The organism is Streptomyces sp. NPDC050085 (assembly GCF_044460595.1).
In the GTDB taxonomy this organism is placed as follows: Bacteria; Actinomycetota; Actinomycetes; order Streptomycetales; family Streptomycetaceae; genus Streptomyces.
Genome location: NZ_JBITJZ010000009.1, coordinates 111599 through 130123 on the forward strand (window position 1 = coordinate 111599; position 18525 = coordinate 130123).

14 protein-coding genes and 1 pseudogene are annotated in these 18525 nt (G+C 70.2%); 10 read left to right on the forward strand and 5 right to left on the reverse strand.

Features of this window, described 5'->3' with window-relative positions; genetic code table 11:
• The first annotated feature begins 76 nt into the window (after nucleotides 1–76).
• Nucleotides 77–946: a bifunctional DNA-formamidopyrimidine glycosylase/DNA-(apurinic or apyrimidinic site) lyase gene (gene mutM, locus ACIBUY_RS29790; protein WP_365572681.1), complete on the forward strand. Its 870-nt coding sequence runs from the start codon at nucleotides 77–79 to the stop codon at nucleotides 944–946.
• Here mutM and ACIBUY_RS29795 read toward each other — a convergent pair.
• Nucleotides 919–1299: a helix-turn-helix domain-containing protein gene (locus tag ACIBUY_RS29795; protein ID WP_365572678.1), complete on the reverse strand. Its 381-nt coding sequence runs from the start codon at nucleotides 1297–1299 to the stop codon at nucleotides 919–921. The two genes, mutM and ACIBUY_RS29795, sit on opposite strands and share 28 nt — an antisense overlap.
• 136 nt (nucleotides 1300–1435) lie before the next feature.
• Between ACIBUY_RS29795 and ACIBUY_RS29800 the strand changes: the two genes are divergently transcribed.
• Nucleotides 1436–2041, forward strand: coding sequence for a flavodoxin family protein (locus ACIBUY_RS29800; protein WP_365572675.1), 606 nt, complete (start codon nucleotides 1436–1438; stop codon nucleotides 2039–2041).
• Between the two features lie 27 nt (nucleotides 2042–2068).
• Here the strand turns inward: ACIBUY_RS29800 and ACIBUY_RS29805 are convergent, their stop codons facing one another.
• Nucleotides 2069–3202, reverse strand: a complete 1134-nt coding sequence (locus ACIBUY_RS29805) for a CAP domain-containing protein (protein WP_365580501.1) — start codon at nucleotides 3200–3202, stop codon at nucleotides 2069–2071.
• Between the two features lie 134 nt (nucleotides 3203–3336).
• Between ACIBUY_RS29805 and ACIBUY_RS29810 the strand changes: the two genes are divergently transcribed.
• The 4 genes from ACIBUY_RS29810 to ACIBUY_RS29825 all read left to right on the forward strand — a co-directional run bounded on the left by ACIBUY_RS29810 (nucleotide 3337) and on the right by ACIBUY_RS29825 (nucleotide 9661).
• Nucleotides 3337–3618, forward strand: coding sequence for an acylphosphatase (locus tag ACIBUY_RS29810; protein ID WP_365580504.1), 282 nt, complete (start codon nucleotides 3337–3339; stop codon nucleotides 3616–3618).
• 391 nt (nucleotides 3619–4009) lie between these two features.
• Nucleotides 4010–4213, forward strand: coding sequence for a hypothetical protein (locus tag ACIBUY_RS29815; RefSeq protein ID WP_055551056.1), 204 nt, complete (start codon nucleotides 4010–4012; stop codon nucleotides 4211–4213).
• Nucleotides 4214–4435: 222 nt separating this feature from the next.
• Nucleotides 4436–7999: a chromosome segregation protein SMC gene (gene smc, locus ACIBUY_RS29820; protein WP_399154259.1), complete on the forward strand. Its 3564-nt coding sequence runs from the start codon at nucleotides 4436–4438 to the stop codon at nucleotides 7997–7999.
• 237 nt (nucleotides 8000–8236) lie between these two features.
• Nucleotides 8237–9661, forward strand: a complete 1425-nt coding sequence (locus ACIBUY_RS29825) for a sugar porter family MFS transporter (RefSeq protein WP_365580509.1) — start codon at nucleotides 8237–8239, stop codon at nucleotides 9659–9661.
• Between the two features lie 119 nt (nucleotides 9662–9780).
• On the opposite strand, the gene ACIBUY_RS29830 is transcribed toward ACIBUY_RS29825, so the two are convergent.
• The gene (locus ACIBUY_RS29830) at nucleotides 9781–10809 is read right to left on the reverse strand and encodes an LLM class flavin-dependent oxidoreductase (RefSeq protein ID WP_399154260.1); all 1029 of its coding nucleotides are present in this window, start codon (nucleotides 10807–10809) and stop codon (nucleotides 9781–9783) included.
• Between the two features lie 100 nt (nucleotides 10810–10909).
• A pseudogene (locus tag ACIBUY_RS29835) lies at nucleotides 10910–12316 on the reverse strand (cytosine permease); the annotation flags it as partial.
• 184 nt (nucleotides 12317–12500) lie between these two features.
• Between ACIBUY_RS29835 and ftsY the strand changes: the two are divergent.
• Entirely contained in the window at nucleotides 12501–13724 is a 1224-nt protein-coding gene (gene ftsY / locus ACIBUY_RS29840; RefSeq protein ID WP_365580517.1) for a signal recognition particle-docking protein FtsY, read from the forward strand.
• A gap of 117 nt (nucleotides 13725–13841) precedes the next feature.
• On the opposite strand, the gene ACIBUY_RS29845 is transcribed toward ftsY, so the two are convergent.
• Complete coding sequence (locus ACIBUY_RS29845) at nucleotides 13842–14510, reverse strand: bifunctional DNA primase/polymerase (protein WP_365575397.1); 669 nt, start codon at nucleotides 14508–14510, stop codon at nucleotides 13842–13844.
• A 474-nt stretch (nucleotides 14511–14984) separates the two neighbouring features.
• On the opposite strand from ACIBUY_RS29845, the gene ACIBUY_RS29850 reads away from it, so the two are divergent.
• The 3 genes from ACIBUY_RS29850 to ACIBUY_RS29860 all read left to right on the forward strand — a co-directional run bounded on the left by ACIBUY_RS29850 (nucleotide 14985) and on the right by ACIBUY_RS29860 (nucleotide 18502).
• Nucleotides 14985–16466 (forward strand): hypothetical protein, encoded by a 1482-nt coding sequence (locus ACIBUY_RS29850; protein ID WP_399154261.1) that lies wholly within the window; start codon nucleotides 14985–14987, stop codon nucleotides 16464–16466.
• 342 nt (nucleotides 16467–16808) lie between these two features.
• Nucleotides 16809–18167, forward strand: coding sequence for an ammonium transporter (locus ACIBUY_RS29855; RefSeq protein WP_365575403.1), 1359 nt, complete (start codon nucleotides 16809–16811; stop codon nucleotides 18165–18167).
• Nucleotides 18164–18502, forward strand: a complete 339-nt coding sequence (locus ACIBUY_RS29860; protein WP_116509391.1) for a P-II family nitrogen regulator — start codon at nucleotides 18164–18166, stop codon at nucleotides 18500–18502. The genes ACIBUY_RS29855 and ACIBUY_RS29860 overlap by 4 nt, the downstream gene beginning before the upstream one ends.
• The last annotated feature ends 23 nt before the right edge of the window (nucleotides 18503–18525 follow it).

The window sequence follows — 18525 nt, forward strand, 5'->3', positions numbered from 1 at the left end:
TTCAGGGCGCGATACGCTCCCGGAAGCCATCTCCCTGTTCCGTCTTGTTCCGTCTTGTTCCGTCCGGAGGACCACCGTGCCCGAGCTGCCCGAAGTCGAGGTCGTCCGGCGGGGGTTGGCCCGATGGGTGGCGCAGCGGACCGTCGGCGACGTGGAGGTGCTGCACCCCCGTGCCGTGCGCCGGCACGTCGCGGGCGGCGAGGACTTCGCGCACCGCCTCAAGGGGCAGCGGATCGGGGAGCCCAGCAGGCGCGGGAAGTATCTGTGGCTGCCGCTGGAGACGACGCACCTGTCCGTCCTCGCGCACCTCGGCATGAGCGGCCAGCTGCTCGTTCAGCCGCACGCGGCCCCGGACGAGAAGCACCTGCGGATCCGGGTGCGGTTCGAGGACGACCTGGACACCGAACTGCGCTTCGTCGACCAACGCACCTTCGGTGGGCTCTCGTTGCACGAGACCGCCGCGGACAGCCCGGACGGTCTGCCCGACGTCATCGCGCACATCGCCCGCGATCCGCTCGACCCGCTCTTCGACGACGCCGCGTTCCACGAGGCGCTGCGCCGCAAGCGCACCACCATCAAGCGCGCCCTGCTCGACCAGTCGCTCATCAGCGGCGTCGGCAACATCTATGCCGATGAGGCGCTTTGGCGCGCGAAGGTGCACTACGAGCGTCCCACCGCCACCTTTACGCGCCCGCGCACGGCTGAACTCCTCGGCCACGTAAGGGATGTGATGAACGCGGCGCTCGCGGTGGGCGGGACGAGCTTCGACTCCCTCTACGTGAATGTGAACGGGGAGTCCGGCTACTTCGACCGGTCACTCGACGCCTACGGGCGCGAGGGACTGCCCTGCCGGCGCTGCGCCACCCCCATGCGCCGCCGGCCCTGGATGAACCGGTCGAGCTACTTCTGCCCGCGCTGTCAGCGCGCCCCGCGCGTCTCGTCGTAGCGCTCGCGCGACACCAGGACGTCGTCCATCCGCCCCTCCACGAAGTGGATGAGGGTCAGCAGGCGCTCGGCCACCTCCCGGCCCAGCGGCGTCAGTTCGTAGTCCACGCGCGGCGGGTTCGTCGGCTGGGCGTCGCGGTGCACCAGGCCGTCGCGCTCCAGCGCGTGCAGCGTCTGGGAGAGCATCTTCTCGCTCACCCCGTCGACGCGACGGCGCAGCTCGTTGAAGCGGAACGTGCCCTCGTGCAACGCCCCCAGGGTGAGCGCGCCCCAGCGTCCCGTGACGTGCTCCAGCGTGCCGCGGGACGGACACGCCTTGGAGAAGACGTCGTAGGCGAGGTCTGTGGAGTCCATGCCTGAGAGCATACTCCTACGCAGCGCAATCTATTGGGTTGCGCTTTCCAAAAGTTAGTGCTTTCCTTCGGTGGTCGCTTCCCGATGCGCTGCTGCCGTCCCGCAGCGGTTCCCACCGATTCAGGAGTACGTCCCCATGACCACGTCCGCGTCCGTTCCCGCTCCCGTCGTGTCCATCGCCTACCACTCCGGCTACGGCCACACCGCCGTCGTCGCCGAGGCCGTCCGCACCGGCGCCGTCCAGGCCGGGGCCGAGGTGCACCTGATCAACGTCGACGAGATCACGGAGGAGGAGTGGGCGCGGCTGGACGCGTCCGACGCCATCGTGTTCGGATCGCCGACCTACATGGGCACCGCGTCGGGCGCCTTCCACGTCTTCGCGGAGGCCACGTCGAAGCGCTGGTTCGGCCACGCCTGGAAGGACAAGCTCGCCGCCGGGTTCACCAACTCCGCGTCCAAGAGCGGCGACAAGCTGCACACGCTGCAGTTCTTCCAGACGCTCGCCGCCCAGCACGGCATGACCTGGGTCAACCTCGGCCTGCACCCGGGCTGGAACAGCAGCCAGGGCTCCGAGGACGACCTCAACCGGCTCGGGTTCTTCTCCGGCGCCGCCGCGCAGACCAACAGCGACGAGGGCCCGGACGCGGTCCACAAGGCGGACGTCGCCACCGCCGAGCACCTGGGCCGCCGCGTCACCGAGACGGCGCGCGTGTTCCTCGCGGGGCGTGCGGCAGCGGCCTAGGGCCTGTCCGGGGCCCCCAGGCAGGCCCTAGTAACCGAAGTCCTGCGTCCACCAGGGGCCGCCGGAGCCGAAGTGCACGCCGACGCCGAGGGTCTTGAAGTCGCAGTTCAGGATGTTCGCCTTGTGCCCGGCGCTGTTCATCCAGGCGTCCATCACCGCCTGGGCGTCGGCCTGGCCGCGGGCGATGTTCTCGCCGCCGAGGTTGGTGATGCCGGCCTTCTTGGCGCGGTCCCACGGCGTCGCCCCGTCGGGGTCCGTGTGATCGAAGAAGTCGCGCGCGGCCATGTCCTCGCTGAACGAGGTCGCCAGTGCGGCGAGGCCGCTGTCGGCGGTCACGGGAGAGCAACCCACCTTGGCGCGCTCCTGGTTGACCAGCGTGAGGACCTGGGCGGCGGCCGCGCTCTCCGACGACGTGGCGGGCGCCTTGGACACCGGCGCCTGCGTCTTCTGGGGGGCCTTCGTGGCGGGGCTCGCGCTCTTCGTCCTGGCACTGTCGGCCGAGGACTTCGGGGCCGACGGCTTCTTCGAGGGCGCCTTGGACGGCGTCGCCGACGCGGACTTCGAGGGCGGGGCCGACGGGGTGGCACGGTCGGAGCCGCGGCTCGCGGCGGACGGTGCGCGGTCGTCGACCGCGCCGTCCGTACCGCCCTGCGCCTCGACGGTGGGCGAGCCGGCGGCCTGCACCTTGTTGCCGCCGTTGTCGCCGCCGAGCTTGAAGTTGTCACCGCCGGGGAGCAGCCCGGAGGCCACCGCGACCGCGCCCATGGCGACGGCGGCGGACACGCCGAGCAGTCCGGTGCGGACCGGGACGCCGCCGCGCTTCTTGCGGCGGTGGGTCCTGCCGTGCGACTGCCCGCCCGAACCACCGGCCGGGGATATGGAGCCGTACACCCCGGTCACGGTCTCGTCGTACGAGTGCTGCGTCTCGTCGTACGCGTACCTCTGACCCGGGTACGAGCCCGCCGGGCCCGCGCCGTAGAGGTCTGCATAGGCGTCGTCGTCCGCTTCGGAGCGGACGGAGGGCGAGTGCTCCAAGTACTCCGCGTACGCGGAGTTCGGGGCGTATCCGCCGTACGACGGGCCTTCGGGGCAGGTCTCGTGCGTGTCCGCGGCGCGGCCCGTGGCGGCGCGGCCGGCGGCGGAGCGTCGGTGGCGTCCCATGTCCTGGCCTTCCTCGTCCTCGCGGTCGTCCCTGTGACTCACCCATACGGGTGAGGCTCATCGGTCCGCGACGGTACCCCAAGACGCAAGGGGACGAAGTGCTCCGAGTGCAATTGGCCGGTTAGCGTGCACCCATGAACGAAGACGTACGGCTGGTCGCGTGGGTGCGAGGACGCGTCCAACGTGTGGGTTTCCGCTGGTTCACCCGCGCGAGGGCGCTGGAGATCGGCGGCCTGAGTGGTTTTGCTCTCAATTTGGAAGACGGTCGCGTACAAGTGGTCGCCGAAGGACCGCGTCCGGCGTGCCAGCAACTGCTCGACTGGCTGCACGGCGACGACACACCCGGCCGCGTCGACGGCGTCACCGAGATCTGGGACACACCCCGCGGCGGCTACGACGGGTTTGCCATCCGCTGAACCGTCACTGCAGGCGAGGCCCGGTGACGCCGCGCAAGAGGTGCCGCAGGCAACTGCGCGGGGCAGAAATGCCCTGGTGGTTGCCAACGCGGGGGACTCGTGGCAGGCTCCGAAGGAGCGGATGATCGCTACGCCCCCAGGGCCCCGAAGGTCAGGCCGCGCCGGACGATTCACGGCGCAGAGCCCCCGGGTTGCCCGCCAATACGGGGCGTGATCGTGTTGACCGTCAAACTTTTTGGTGAGACTCTGGAAGCCCCGCGCACCTTAGCTGTTTGGCATGTATGAACGGCAGCAAGACCACAGCAAAACAAGAGTGCCAAGCACCGCGGGTGCGATTCCCTCACGACCCACACCGCTTCGGTCGGTCACTCAGTGTGGAGGACCATCCATCATGGCAAAGGCGCTTCTCGGTTACGTCGGCGGCAGCGACCCGCGACTCCTCGCCGAGATGCGACGGCTCCAGCAGCGCGTCCAGGATCTTGAATCCGAGCTCGGCCGGATCCAGGCCGAGAACGACGCACTCGCGGCTGCCGCTTCTCACGAATCTCTCCTGGAGAGCATCGACGTACCCCAGGCGGAGCCTGCGCTCACCTGACCACATCCAGCGACGTACGTGGTCGGGCCGCTGCTCGTAACAGCCGCTTGATACAGATATGCAAGGGACGCTTCGGCGTCCCTTCTTTCTTCTGGCCGTGCTCCGGTCTCGACGCCCCCGCGCACCGAAGCGCTTTCTTAACGTCTGATGTGCCCTGCACCTTCATGGGTGAAACCGTGGGTTCATGGAGTGAGACAGGGGTGCCGGGTAGAGTCCGACGGCGTGCACCTCAAGGCTCTGACCCTGCGCGGGTTCAAATCGTTCGCCTCGGCCACCACCCTGCGGTTCGAGCCGGGCATCACCTGCGTCGTGGGTCCCAACGGTTCGGGCAAGTCCAATGTCGTGGACGCCCTGAGCTGGGTCATGGGCGAACAGGGCGCCAAGTCGCTGCGCGGCGGCAAGATGGAGGACGTCATCTTCGCCGGGACGACCGGGCGCCCGCCGCTCGGCCGCGCCGAGGTGTCCCTCACCATCGACAACTCCGACGGCGCGCTGCCCATCGAGTACGCCGAGGTCACCATCACGCGGATCATGTTCCGCAACGGCGGCAGCGAGTACCAGATCAACGGCGACACCTGCCGCCTCCTCGACATCCAGGACCTGCTCTCCGACTCCGGCATCGGCCGCGAGATGCACGTCATCGTCGGCCAGGGGCAGCTCGACGGCGTCCTGCACGCCGATCCGATGGGCCGCCGTGCCTTCATCGAGGAGGCCGCCGGTGTCCTCAAGCACCGCAAGCGCAAGGAGAAGGCGCTGCGGAAGCTGGACGCGATGCAGGCCAACCTCGCCCGCGTACAGGACCTGACCGACGAGCTGAGGCGGCAGTTGAAGCCGCTGGGCAGACAGGCCGCCGTCGCGCGCCGGGCCGCCGTCATCCAGGCCGACCTGCGCGACGCACGGCTGCGGCTGCTCGCGGACGATCTGGTACGGCTGCGGGAGGCGCTCAGCGCCGAGGTCGCCGACGAGGCGGAGCTGAAGCGGCGCAAGGAAGCGGCCGAGGCGGAGCTGAAGAAGGCCCTGTTGCGCGAGGGGCATCTGGAGGACGAGGTCCGGCAGCTCACCCCGCGGCTGCAGCGGGCGCAGCAGAGCTGGGTCGAGCTGTCGCAGCTCGCCGAGCGGGTGCGCGGCACCGTCTCGCTCGCCGACGCCCGGGTCAAGAGCGCGACGTCCGCGCCCGCCGAGGAGCGGCGCGGGCGTGACCCCGAGGACCTGGAGCGCGAGGCCGCCCGGGTGCGGGAGCAGGAGGCCGAGCTGGCGGCCGCGCTCGAAGCGGCGCAGACCGCGCTCGACGAGACCGTGGCCCACCGTGCCGAGCTCGAGCGGGAGTTGGCGGTCGAGGAGCGCCGGCTCAAGGACCTCGCCCGCGCCATCGCGGACCGGCGCGAGGGCCTGGCCCGGCTGCAGGGGCAGGCGAACGCCGCGCGTTCCCGGGCCGCGTCCGCGCAGGCCGAGATCGACCGCCTTGCCCTGGCCAGCGACGAGGCGCAGCAGCGGGCCGTCGCCGCGCAGGAGGAGTACGAGCAGCTCAAGGCCGAGGTCGACGGGCTCGATGCCGGGGACGAGGAACTCGTAGGACAGCTGGAGGGTGCCAAGAGTGCCCTCGCCGAGGCCGAGGCGGCGCTGTCGGGTGCGCGCGAGGCCGCGACGTCCGCGGAGCGCAAGCGGGCCGCGGTCGCCGCCCGGCACGAGGCGCTCGCGCTCGGCCTGCGCCGCAAGGACGGCACGGGCGCGCTCCTCGGGGCCAAGGAGCGGTTGACCGGGGTGCTCGGTCCTGCCGCCGAGCTGCTGTCGGTGGCGCCCGGGTTCGAGGTACCGGTGGCGGCCGCGTTCGGCGCCGCCGCTGATGCGATCGCCGTGGCCACCCCCGCCTCCGCCGCCGAGGCGATGCGCCTGCTGCGCAAGCAGGACGCGGGGCGGGCGGCGCTGCTGCTGGCGTCCGATGCCGCAGAGGCGCCGGCCGAGGTGACCCCGGGCAGTCCTCCGTACGCGGCCGAACTGGTGCGCGGGCCCGCCGAGTTGATGCCCGCGGTGCGGCACCTGCTGCGCGGCATCGTGGTCGTCGGGACGCTCGAGGACGCCGAGGACCTGGTGTACGCGCGGCCCGAGTTGACCGCGGTGACCGCCGAGGGCGATCTGCTCGGGGCGCACTTCGCGCAGGGCGGGTCGGCCGGCGCGCCGAGCCTCCTCGAAGTGCAGGCGTCCGTCGACGAGGCCGCCGCCGAACTGGAGCAACTGGCCGCCCAGTGCGAGGAGTTGGCCGAGGCGCAGCACTCCGCCGGGGACCGGCGCAAGGAATGTGCCGCGCTCGTCGAGGAGTTGGGGCAGCGGCAGCGGGCCATAGAGCGGGAGCGGTCCGGCCGTGCTCAGCAGCTGGGGCGGCTCGCCGGGCAGGCGCGGGGCGCCGCGGGCGAGGCCGAGCGCAGCGCCGCCGCCGCGGCCAAGGCGCAGGACGCCCTGGAGCAGGCCGCCATGGACGCGGAGGAGCTGGCCGAGCGGCTCGCCGTGGCCGAGGAGCAGACCCCTTACGGGGAAGACGAAGAGCCGGACACCTCCGTGCGCGACCGTCTCAACGCGGACGGCGCCAACGCGCGCCAGACCGAGATGGAGGCCCGGCTTCAAGTACGTACGCATGAAGAGCGGGTCAAGGGGCTTGCCGGGCGCGCCGACTCGCTGGACCGGGCCGCGCGCGCCGAACGCGAGGCACGCGCGCGTGCCGAGCGGCAGCGGGCCCGCCGCGTGTACGAGGCCGCCGTCGCCGAGGCCGTGGCGTCCGGTGCCCGGCAGCTGCTCGCGCACGTCGAGGTGTCCATCGCGCGGGCCGACGAGGAGCGCACCCTCGCCGAGCGGGCCAAGGCGCTCAGGGAGCAGGAGCTCGTCGCCGAGCGCGGGCGCGGCCGGGACCTGAAGGCGGAACTCGACAAGCTGACGGATTCGGTCCACCGCGGCGAGGTACTCGGTGCCGAGAAGCGGCTGCGCATCGAGCAGCTGGAGACCAAGGCGCTGGAGGAGCTGGGTGTCGAACCGGCCGGGCTCGTTGCGGACTACGGTCCGGGTCAGCTCGTGCCGCCCTCGCTCGCCGCCGAGGGGGAGGAGCTGCCGGACGACCCGGAGCACCCGCGGAACCAGCCGCGGCCGTTCGTCCGTTCGGAGCAGGAGAAGCGGCTGAAGGCCGCCGAGCGCGCCTACCAGCAGCTCGGCAAGGTCAATCCGCTGGCCCTGGAGGAGTTCGCGGCGCTGGAAGAGCGGCACAAGTTCCTCAGCGAGCAGTTGGAGGACCTGAAGAAGACCCGCGCCGACCTGCTTCAAGTGGTGAAGGAGGTCGACGAGCGCGTCGAGCAGGTCTTCACCGAGGCGTACCGGGACACGGCCCGCGAGTTCGAGGGCGTGTTCAGCCGCCTCTTCCCGGGCGGCGAGGGGCGGCTGATCCTGACCGACCCGGACAACATGCTCACCACGGGCGTGGACGTCGAGGCGCGTCCGCCGGGCAAGAAGGTCAAGCGGCTCAGTCTGCTCTCCGGCGGCGAGCGGTCGCTGACCGCCGTGGCGCTGCTCGTCTCCATCTTCAAGGCGCGGCCCAGCCCGTTCTACGTGATGGACGAGGTCGAGGCGGCCCTCGACGACACCAATCTGCAGCGGCTCATCCGCATCATGCAGGAGCTGCAGGAGGCCTCGCAGCTCATCGTGATCACGCACCAGAAGCGCACGATGGAGGTCGCCGACGCGCTGTACGGCGTCTCCATGCAGGGCGACGGGGTGTCGAAGGTGATCAGCCAGCGGCTGCGCTAGACCCCGGCCTCAACCGTGGCCTCCTAGTTGCATTCAAGACTTGAACGCAGGTCTCCACGCCCATGCCGGGAAATCCACACCAGGCCCCCTGTTGACTTCGAAACTTGAAGGCATAGTCTCTGCAACGTTGCTTTTACCTTCAGGTGGTGGGCGGCGTGAAGTTGTGCGCCACTGGAATCACTACTGAAGGGCTCGCCCCCACCCCCGGCAGCGAAGCCGGTGGCCCGAGGAGTACACGTGACCAGCACTTCGGCACCTTCGTCAGGAGCCAGGGACGCCCAGCCCGACCACCTCGGGCACGTCATCTTCATCACGGCGGCGGCCGCGATGGGCGGTTTCCTGTTCGGCTACGACAGTTCCGTGATCAACGGCGCCACCGTCGCGATCCAGCACAAGTTCGACGTCAGTGCCGACACCCTGGGCTGGATCATCGCGTCCGCGCTCCTCGGCTGTGCCGTCGGTGCGGCCATCGCCGGCCGGATCGCCGACCGGATCGGCCGTATCCGCGTCATGCAGATCGCCGCCGCGCTCTTCGCCATCAGCGCCGTCGGTTCCTCGCTGCCCTTCGCCGCCTGGGACCTGACGATGTGGCGCGTCATCGGTGGTCTCGGCATCGGCATGGCCTCCGTGATCGGCCCGGCCTACATCGCCGAGGTGGCCCCGCCCGCGTACCGCGGCCGGCTCGCCTCGTTCCAGCAGGCCGCGATCGTCATCGGCATCGCCATCTCCCAGCTCGTCAACTGGGGCATCCTGAACATGGCCGACGGCGACCAGCGCGGCAAGCTGGGCGGCCTCGAGGCCTGGCAGTGGATGCTCGGCGTCATGGTCATCCCCGCCCTGCTCTACGGGCTGCTGTCCTTCGCGATCCCCGAGTCGCCGCGCTTCCTGATCTCCGCGGGCCGCGAGGAGCAGGCCAAGAAGGTCCTCGCCGAGGTGGAGGGCGCCGGCATCGACGCCGACGCGCGCGTCCGCGAGATCGAGGCGGGCATGCGCAGCGAGCACAAGTCGTCCTTCAAGGACCTGCTCGGCAGCAAGGCCGGCTTCCTGCCGATCGTCTGGATCGGCATCGGCCTCTCCGTCTTCCAGCAGCTCGTCGGCATCAACGTCATCTTCTACTACTCGAACCAGCTGTGGCAGTCCATCGGCAAGGACCCCTCCAGCTCGTTCCTGTACTCGTTCGAGACGTCGATCGTGAACATCATCGGTACCGTCATCGCGATGGTCTTCGTCGACCGCATCGGCCGCAAGCCGCTCGCGATCATCGGCTCCGTCGGCATGGCCGCCGCCCTGTTCACCTGCGCCTGGGCCTTCTCGTACAAGACCGGCTCCGGTGACACCGTCTCGCTCCCCAACGCCCAGGGCCTGACCGCGATCATCGCCGCCAACGCCTTCGTCCTCTTCTTCGCCCTCTCCTGGGGCGTGGTGGTCTGGGTGCTCCTCGGCGAGATCTTCCCGGGCCGGATCCGCGCCGCGGCGCTCGGTGTGGCGGCCTCGGCCCAGTGGCTGGCCAACTTCGCCATCACCAAGACCTTCCCGAGCATGTCGGAGTGGAGCCTGAGCGGCTCGTACATCATCTACGGCGCCTTCGCCGCGCTCTCCATCCCGTTCGTCATGAAGTTCGTGAAGGAGACCAAGGGCAAGTCCTTGGAGGAGATGGGCTAGGCCCGAACTCCCCGCAAGACCCGGGGAGATGGAAACAAGACCCCGCTGCCATCTCCCCGTACATCCCCGTCGCCCCCGGCCCGGCACCCGCCCGGACCGGGGGCGACGTCGTGTCCGGCTCAGCCCTTCAGCGCGGGCACGACCCGCTCCGCGAACAGCTGCAGGCTGCGTTGGCCCTCCTCGATCGGCATGCCGCCGGACAGGGGGTGCAGTACGTAGTTGTCGAGGCCCTGGGCCAGGCACTCCTCGGGCGTGACGATGCGGTAGACGCCCTCGGCGCGCAGTTCCGCCACGGTCGAAGCCCCGGAGCGCACCGCCGACTTGATGTCCCCCGACTGCCAGGACGCGTACGTCCGCGCCTCGTGCAGGAAGTGCTCGCCGTACTCGGCCCAGGTGCGGTCCGGGTCCTCGGACAGGTGCAGGAGCGGCGTGGTCTTCGCGGGCATCATGGTCCAGCCCTCGGTGCCGTACTCGGCGAGCTTCTCCTTGTAGTACGCGTCCAGCTCCGGCAGGTGAGCGCTCGGGAAGAAGGGCAGGCCGAGCCGGGCCGCCCGGCGTGCGGCCGCCTGTGAGGAGCCGCCGACCAGGAGCAGGGGGTGCGGCTGGGTGAACGGGCGCGGGGTGACCCGCACCCGGCGGCCGCGGTAGGTGAACTCCTCGCCCGTCCAGGCCTTCAGCAACGTGTCGAGCAGCTCGTCCTGGAGCTTGCCGCGCCGCTTCCACTCCACGTCGAACTGGGCGTACTCCTCGGGCCGGTAGCCGATCCCGGCCACGGTCACCAGGCGGCCGCCGCTCACCAGGTCGAGGACGGCGATGTCCTCGGCCAGGCGCAGCGGATCGTACAGCGGGCCGATGATCGCGGAGACGGTGACGGCGATCCGCCCGCCCGTCGCCCGACCACCGCCCCTCAACGAGGCGCTTCGCGCCGCAGAATTTCCTTGAGTGGCGCCGAAGACCGCGCCCGCGAAGGTGAACGGCGAGGACAGCCAGTTGTTGGCGACGCCGTGGTGCTCCTCGATCTGGATCGTGTCGATGCCGCGCTCGTCGGCGTACGCCGACATCTCCACGGCCGCCTTGTAGCGGGCGCTGAGCGACTCGGGAGTGCCGGCCGGATCGACCAGATTGAACCGTACGACGGACACGGGCATACGACAGTCCCCCTTCGCGCGGGCCAGGGCTCGGGTGAAGGGGGACGGTAGCTGACGGAGCGTCAGACAGCCAGGGCTGCGGCCTCTTCGGCTTCCTCGGGGCCTTCGTGGTGTCCGCCGGCTTGGGCAGCGCCAGGTACAGCAGGCCCGAGACGACGATCGTGACGATCCAGCCGAGCCCGTACTCACCGATGAAGTTGTTCGAGGCGAGCGGGCCGCTGAACCAGGTCGAGGACGTGAACAGCAGGCCCGCGCCGAGGCCGACCGCCCAGGCGACGACGGCGGCGGGGGAGAAGCCGCCCTTGTACCAGTAGGCGCTGGTCCGGGTCGTGTCGAGCATGGCCTCGGCGTCGTAGTGCTTGCGCTTCAGCATGTCCGCGCCGAAGACGCCGACCCAGGCGGAGAAGGCGACCGCGAGCAGCGACAGGAATGCGATGAACGAGCTCATGAAGCTGGTGGCGACGAGCATCAGGATGCCGCCGAAGATCAGCGAGATCAGCGCGTTGATGGAGACCGCCCAGTGACGCGGCACCTTGAAGCCGAGGGTCTGCGCGGTGAAGCCGGCCGAGTACATCGACATCGCGTTGATCAGCAGCATGCCGACCAGGGCGATGAGGAGGTACGGCACCGCGATCCACATCGGCAGCAGGTCGCCGAGGAAGGAGACCGGGTCGGCGGCCGAGGCCAGGTCCGGGACGGAGACGGCCATGACCGCGCCCATCAGGACCATCGGCAGGACGACGATGCCGGCGCCGCCGACGGAGTTGCGCACGATCGCCCTGGAGGAGGCGGTGCGCGGCAGGTAGCGCGTGAAGTCGGGGGAGGAGGGGATCCAGCTGACGCCGCCCGCGGCGATCATGCCGATGCCCGCGACCATCAGCGACATCTTGCCCGCGGGCTGGTCGAAGACCTTGGACCAGTCGGTGTCGACGATCAGGTAGATCAGCACCATCAGCGTGAAGAGGCCGAAGAGGTAGGTCGCGTACTTGTTGCACTTCTGTACGGCGTTGATCCCGAGACCCGAGATCGCGAACGTGGCGACCACGAAGCAGAGCAGCGTGACGATCACCAGGAAGTCGTTCTGCTTGATGCCGAACAGGATGTCCAGGACGGTGAGCACGGCGTACGCACCCGTCACCGCGTTGATCGTCTCCCAGCCCCAGCGAGCGACCCAGATCAGCGAGCCGGGCAGCAGATTGCCGCGCTGGCCGAAGACCGCGCGGGACAGCGCCATGCCGGGGGCGCCGCCGCGCTTGCCCGCGATGCCGATCAGGCCGACCAGGCCGTACGACAGGACGGGCGCCGCGATCGCGACGACGATCGCCTGCCAGAAGTTGAGCTTGTACGCCACGACGAGGCTCGCGCCCATCGTGAGCAGCAGCACGCTGATGTTGGCGGCGACCCAGGTGGGGAAGAGCTCCCGGGTCCTGGCGGTGCGCTCGGCATCGGGGACGGGCTCGATGCCACGCGTCTCCAGAGCGCCTTCGGTTTCGGCGGTCTTGCTCATGCGGTGGGGTTCCGTGCCTCTGTGGGGTGGGGCGGGAAGAGGGGACGCGCTGGACTCTACGCGCGTTGATGCAACCTCCTCCATCGTACTTTAGTCCGAGTAGTTCCCTCCAGAGGCCTTTGTCCTTCGGAGGAAGCTACGAGAACGGCCTTGTCCGGGGCCCATGACTGATACTGGACGGGTTATGGAAATCGTCATCCTTGCTGTAGTCATCGCCGTGGTCCTGATCGGCGCGGTCAGCGGGCTGGTGGTCAGCGGTCGCAAGAAGAAGCAGCTGCCGCCGGCGCCCCCGTCGACCCCCGACATCACCGCCGCCCCGCCCACCGAGCCGCACGTCGGCGACGAGGCCGAGACGCCGCGCGACGAAGCGCGGCGCACGATCGAGGAGGTCGACCTTCCGGCCGCCGAGCCGGTCACCGAAGAGGAGCCCCCGGCCCCGGTCGTCGAGGAGCCCGCCGCTCCCGAGGTCGAGGTGCCGGAGCCGACCGCGGGCCGCCTGGTGCGGCTGCGCGCCCGGCTCTCCCGGTCGCAGAACGCGCTCGGCAAGGGGCTCCTCACGCTCCTGTCGCGCGAGCACCTCGACGACGACACCTGGGAGGAGATCGAGGACACGCTGCTCACCGCCGACGTCGGCGTGCAGCCCACCCAGGAGCTGGTCGAGCGCCTGCGCGAGCGCGTCAAGGTGCTCGGCACGCGCACCCCGGACGAACTGCGCGGCCTGCTGCGCGAGGAGCTGCTGACGCTGCTCGTCCCCGAGTTCGACCGCTCCGTGAAGACGGACGGGAACGTCAACGGGGCCACCCCGGGCATCGTGATGGTCGTCGGGGTCAACGGCACCGGCAAGACCACCACCACCGGCAAGCTCGCCCGAGTCCTCGTCGCCGACGGGAAGAACGTGCTGCTCGGTGCGGCCGACACCTTCCGTGCCGCCGCCGCCGACCAGCTGCAGACGTGGGGCGACCGCGTCGGTGCGCGTACGGTGCGCGGGCCCGAGGGCGGCGACCCGGCGTCCATCGCCTTCGACGCCGTGAAGGAGGGCATCGAGGCCGGCGCGGACGTCGTGCTCATCGACACCGCGGGCCGGCTGCACACCAAGACCGGTCTGATGGACGAGCTCGGCAAGGTCAAGCGCGTCGTGGAGAAGCACGCGCCGCTGGACGAGGTGCTCCTCGTGCTCGACGCGACGACCGGACAGAACGGCCTGGTGCAGGCCCGCGTCTTCGCCGAGGTCGTCGACATCACCGGCATCGTGCTGACCAAGCTCGACGGCACGGCCAAGGGCGGCATCGTCGTCGCGGTCCAGCGGGAGCTGGGCGTGCCGGTGAAGCTCGTCGGCCTGGGCGAGGGACCGGACGACCTGGCGCCGTTCGAGCCCGAGGCGTTCGTGGACGCGTTGATCGGCGAGTAGTCGTACGGGCAGGCGTCTCAGGCGTCGCAGGAGTCGCAGAAGTGCGGGGAACCGGAGCCGGTTCCCCGCACTTCTTTGCGTACGGGTGGCTTACGCGCTTCCTTGTCTGCGGGCGGCTTACGCGCCGGGCGACCGGTGCGCCACGTACGCCAGCGTCCCCAACAGCAGCCGCGCCTGCGGCGGTTGGGTCGCCGTGTCCAGGCACGGGGGGCGCAGCCAGGTCGCCGGGCCCAGGCCCGCGCGGTCCGACGGCGGGGCCGTGACGTGGGCGCCGGGACCGAGGGCGTGCAGGTCGAGGGAGGCGTCGTCCCAGCCCGTGCGGTAGAGCAGGGCGGGCAGTTCGGCCGCGGCCCCCGGTGCCACGAAGAAGTGGGCGCGGCCCTCGGGGGTGGCGATCACCGGGCCGAGCGGGAGGCCCATGCGCTCCATCCGGGTCAGCGCGCGGCGACCCGCGGCCTGCGGCACGTCGATGACGTCGAAGGCGCGGCCGACCGGGAGCAGGACCGCGGCACCGGGGAACCGGCCCCAGGACTCGGTCACTTCGTCGAGCGTGGCGCCGGCCGGGACCACCGCCGACGGGTCGAGCGGATGGGCGCCCGGCGCCGGGCAGTCGGCCCGGCCGCAGGAGCAGACCCCGCTCACCGCGCGGGCGCCGGGCACCACGTCCCAGCCCCACAGCCCGGTGAACTCCGCCACCGTGGTGCAGTCCGAAGCGCGGCCGGACGTGCGGCCGCGGCGACGTGAGCCGGAGCGCATCTCCCGGATGCCGCCGATCGTGAAGCCCATGCCCCCTCCAACGGGTCCTGCGCGCCGGTGGTTACGAGACGGAATCGGATCGTGACGTGGCGTGCCTGTCGCCCGGACGAGGCGGCGCCGCGTCGCGCCCGGGGGTGGTGCGCCCGGTGATGCACGCCCCGTCGCACACCGTTCCGCCCACTTCCGGCTGTCCTATGTCAAGTGAATCGTGTGTGGCCGTACCTGAGTTCATTCGAAGGGGTGGCGAATGGTGGCGTTTCCAGGTTCGCCCTCGCCGGAGGGGTGATCGTAGGATTACTTTCAGTGCACGAACCCTGAGGGTGTGTGCACCCGTGGGTATGCCGCAGGCAAGTCGGTTTCCTGTTCGAGGAGTGACAACTGCCGGACGGGAGGCCCTAGTTGACGGCATCCTGATAGGGCTTGCGGGCAACCCGGGCAAGTAAGAGTGGCCGACAGGACCGGACATTGAGTGTCTTAGATGGCTTCAGGGATGGGGGCGTTCCAGTGGGCGGCAGCGGCGGAAGCGTGACGAACGCTGAGAAGCGCCCGAACGAACTGCTCGGCTCGTGGTTCGTGCGCAGTGGCTGGTCGAAGGGCGAGCTGGCGCGTCAAGTGAACCGACGGGCACGGCAGTTGGGTGCGAACCACATCTCCACCGACACCTCACGGGTGCGGCGCTGGCTCGACGGGGAGAACCCGCGCGAGCCGATCCCGCGCATCCTCAGCGAGCTGTTCTCCGAGCGGTTCGGCTGTGTGGTCGCCGTCGAGGACCTCGGCCTGCGGGCCGCGCACCAGGCGCCCTCGGTGTCCGGTGTCGACCTGCCGTGGACGGGCCCGCAGACGGTGGCCCTCATCGGCGAGTTCTCGCGCAGCGACCTGATGCTGGCGCGCCGCGGCTTCCTCGGCAGCTCCCTCGCGCTCGCCGCGGGGCCCTCGCTGATCGAGCCCATGCAGCGCTGGCTGGTGCCGACGCCGGGCGGCGCGGCCCCCAGGGCGGAGGTCGACGCCGCGGCACAGCGCCGGGGGAACCGGCTGTCCAGGCCCGAGTTGGACCTGCTCGAGTCCACCACCGTCATGTTCCGCCAGTGGGACGCCCAGTGCGGGGGAGGCCTGCGCCGCAAGGCGGTCGTCGGCCAGCTGCACGAGGTCACCGACCTGCTGCAGGAGCCGCAGCCCGAGTCCACCACCAGGCGCCTGTTCAAGGTCGCGGCCGAACTGGCGGAGCTGGCCGGGTGGATGAGCTACGACGTGGGCCTGCAGCCCACCGCCCAGAAGTACTTCGTGCTCGCCCTGCACGCCGCGAAAGAAGCCGGGGACAAGCCGCTCGGCTCGTACATCCTCAGCAGCATGAGCCGGCAGATGATCCACCTCGGCCGCCCGGACGACGCCCTGGAGCTCATCCACCTCGCGCAGTACGGCAGTCGTGACTGCGCCAGCCCGCGCACCCAGTCCATGCTGTATGCGATGGAGGCCCGCGCGTACGCGAACATGGGGCAGCCCGGCAAGTGCAAGCGGGCCGTGCGCATGGCCGAGGACACCTTCACCGACGCCGACGACTGGGACGACCCGGATCCCGACTGGATCCGCTTCTTCTCCGAGGCCGAACTGCACGGGGAGAACAGCCACTCGTTCCGTGACCTCGCCTATGTCGCCGGCCGCAGTCCCACGTACGCGTCGATGGCCGAGCCCGTGATGCAGCGCGCCGTCGAGCTGTTCTCCAAGGACGCCGAGCACCAGCGTTCGTACGCACTGAACCTGATCGGGATGGCCACGGTGCACCTGCTCCAGCGGGAGCCGGAGCAGTGCACGGTCCTGGCGCAGGAGGCGCTGTCGATCGCCAGGAAGGTGCGCTCCGAGCGGGTCAACACCCGTATCCGCAAGACCGTCGACACCGCGGTCCGCGACTTCGGGGACGTGGCCCAAGTCATCCAGCTGACCGAGCAGTTGGCCCTTCACCTGCCCGAGACCGCGGAGGCCGCGGTCTGACACCGGTCCGTACGGACCCCCACTGCGCCGGCCGCGGCCGGTCGTCCCGAACAGCCCGACTCGGCTCCCCCACGCCAGGTCATCGCGGACGACCGTCGCGGCCGGTCTGCTGTGTCCCGGCCGTGTCGCCGCTTGGTTGCGCCACGATAACGATCGGCGGCCGCCCCATCCGGCAGTTCATGGACGCGTAACACCCACGACCTCTTCGTCACTGCGGCGAAACATCGAGGGGCACCCACGGAAACCGCGCTGCGCCAATCTCTTGGCGCATAACCGGCCCACCCCTCATGACCGCTTCAGGCTTCGCCCGCACGGGGCCGTACCAATGACGAGGAGACGCCGATGGCACCAGCCGCCATCACGCTTGCCGCAGAAGCGCCCAAGCTTTCTGCCGCGAACACAGGCTTCATGCTGATCTGTTCCGCCCTGGTGATGCTCATGACGCCGGGTCTTGCCTTCTTCTACGGAGGCATGGTCCGCGTCAAGAGCACCCTGAACATGCTGATGATGAGCTTCATCAGCCTCGGGATCGTCACGATCCTGTGGGTGCTGTACGGCTTCTCGCTCGCGTTCGGCACCGACAAGGGGTCGCTGATCGGCTGGGACGGCGACTACGTCGGTCTCAGCGGGATCGGCCTGACCCAGCTCTGGGACGGCTACACCATCCCGATCTACGTCTTCGCCGTCTTCCAGCTGATGTTCGCCATCATCACGCCCGCCCTGATAAGCGGTGCCCTGGCGGACCGCGTGAAGTTCTCGGCGTGGGCCCTGTTCATCGCCCTGTGGGCCACGGTCGTCTACTTCCCGGTCGCGCACTGGGTGTGGGGGACCGGCGGCTGGGCCTTCGACCTCGGCGTCATCGACTTCGCCGGCGGTACGGCCGTGCACATCAACGCCGGTGCCGCCGCCCTCGGCGTGATCCTCGTCATCGGCAAGCGCGTCGGCTTCAAGAAGGACCCGATGCGGCCGCACTCGCTGCCGTGGACGATGCTCGGCGCGGGCCTCCTGTGGTTCGGCTGGTTCGGATTCAACGCCGGTTCGTGGCTGGGCAACGACGACGGCGTCGGCGCGCTGATGTTCATCAACACGCAGGTCGCCACCGCCGCCGCGATGCTCGCCTGGCTGGCCTACGAGAAGCTGCGGCACGGCGCGTTCACCTCGCTCGGCGCGGCCTCCGGTGCCGTCGCGGGTCTCGTCGCGATCACCCCGTCCGGCGGCTCCTGCTCGCCGCTCGGCGCGATCGCCATCGGTGCCATCGCCGGTGTGCTGTGCGCCATGGCCGTCGGCCTCAAGTACAAGTTCGGCTACGACGACTCGCTCGACGTCGTCGGTGTCCACCTCGTCGGCGGTGTCGTCGGCTCCCTGCTCATCGGCTTCTTCGCCACGGGCGGCGGCCAGTCCGACGCGGCCGGTGTCCTCTACGGCGACCACACCTTCGACCAGCTGTGGAAGCAGTGCGCCGGTGTCGGTGCCGTCCTCGGCTACTCGCTGGTCGCCTCCGCGATCCTCGCCTTCCTCATCGACAAGACGATGGGCATGCGGGTCAGCGAGGACGACGAGGTGTCCGGCATCGACCAGGTCGAGCACGCCGAGACCGCGTACGACTTCAGCGGCGCGGGCGGCGGCACGGCGTCCCGCACGGCGGTGCCATCGCCGGTCGCCACGGGTACGGCTACGGACACGAAGAAGGTCGACGCATGAAGCTCATCACCGCGGTCGTCAAGCCGCACCGGCTCGACGAGATCAAGGAAGCCCTCCAGGCCTTCGGCGTCCAGGGCCTGACCGTGACCGAGGCCAGCGGCTACGGCCGCCAGCGCGGCCACACGGAGGTCTACCGTGGGGCCGAGTACACGGTCGACCTCGTGCCCAAGATCCGTATCGAGGTGCTGGTCGAGGACGACGACGCCGAGCAGCTGATCGACGTCGTCGTGAAGGCCGCGCGGACCGGCAAGATCGGGGACGGCAAGGTGTGGGCGGTTCCCGTCGAGACGGCCGTACGGGTCCGTACGGGCGAGCGCGGACCGGACGCGCTGTAACGAACTGCCTTGCAAGGGACGGG

Excerpts from the sequence above, each read along its gene's own strand:
- ACIBUY_RS29805 (WP_365580501.1), bottom strand. The coding sequence starts at position 3,202 with ATGGGACGCCACCGACGCTCCGCCGCCGGCCGCGCCGCCACGGGCCGC.
- ACIBUY_RS29830 (WP_399154260.1), bottom strand. The coding sequence starts at position 10,809 with ATGCCCGTGTCCGTCGTACGGTTCAATCTGGTCGATCCGGCCGGCACT.
- ACIBUY_RS29845 (WP_365575397.1), bottom strand. The coding sequence starts at position 14,510 with ATGGGCTTCACGATCGGCGGCATCCGGGAGATGCGCTCCGGCTCACGT.
- ACIBUY_RS29855 (WP_365575403.1), top strand. The coding sequence starts at position 16,809 with ATGGCACCAGCCGCCATCACGCTTGCCGCAGAAGCGCCCAAGCTTTCT.
- ACIBUY_RS29815 (WP_055551056.1), top strand. The coding sequence starts at position 4,010 with ATGGCAAAGGCGCTTCTCGGTTACGTCGGCGGCAGCGACCCGCGACTC.
- ACIBUY_RS29810 (WP_365580504.1), top strand. The coding sequence starts at position 3,337 with ATGAACGAAGACGTACGGCTGGTCGCGTGGGTGCGAGGACGCGTCCAA.
- ftsY (WP_365580517.1), top strand. The coding sequence starts at position 12,501 with ATGGAAATCGTCATCCTTGCTGTAGTCATCGCCGTGGTCCTGATCGGC.
- ACIBUY_RS29795 (WP_365572678.1), bottom strand. The coding sequence starts at position 1,299 with ATGGACTCCACAGACCTCGCCTACGACGTCTTCTCCAAGGCGTGTCCG.
- ACIBUY_RS29860 (WP_116509391.1), top strand. The coding sequence starts at position 18,164 with ATGAAGCTCATCACCGCGGTCGTCAAGCCGCACCGGCTCGACGAGATC.
- ACIBUY_RS29800 (WP_365572675.1), top strand. The coding sequence starts at position 1,436 with ATGACCACGTCCGCGTCCGTTCCCGCTCCCGTCGTGTCCATCGCCTAC.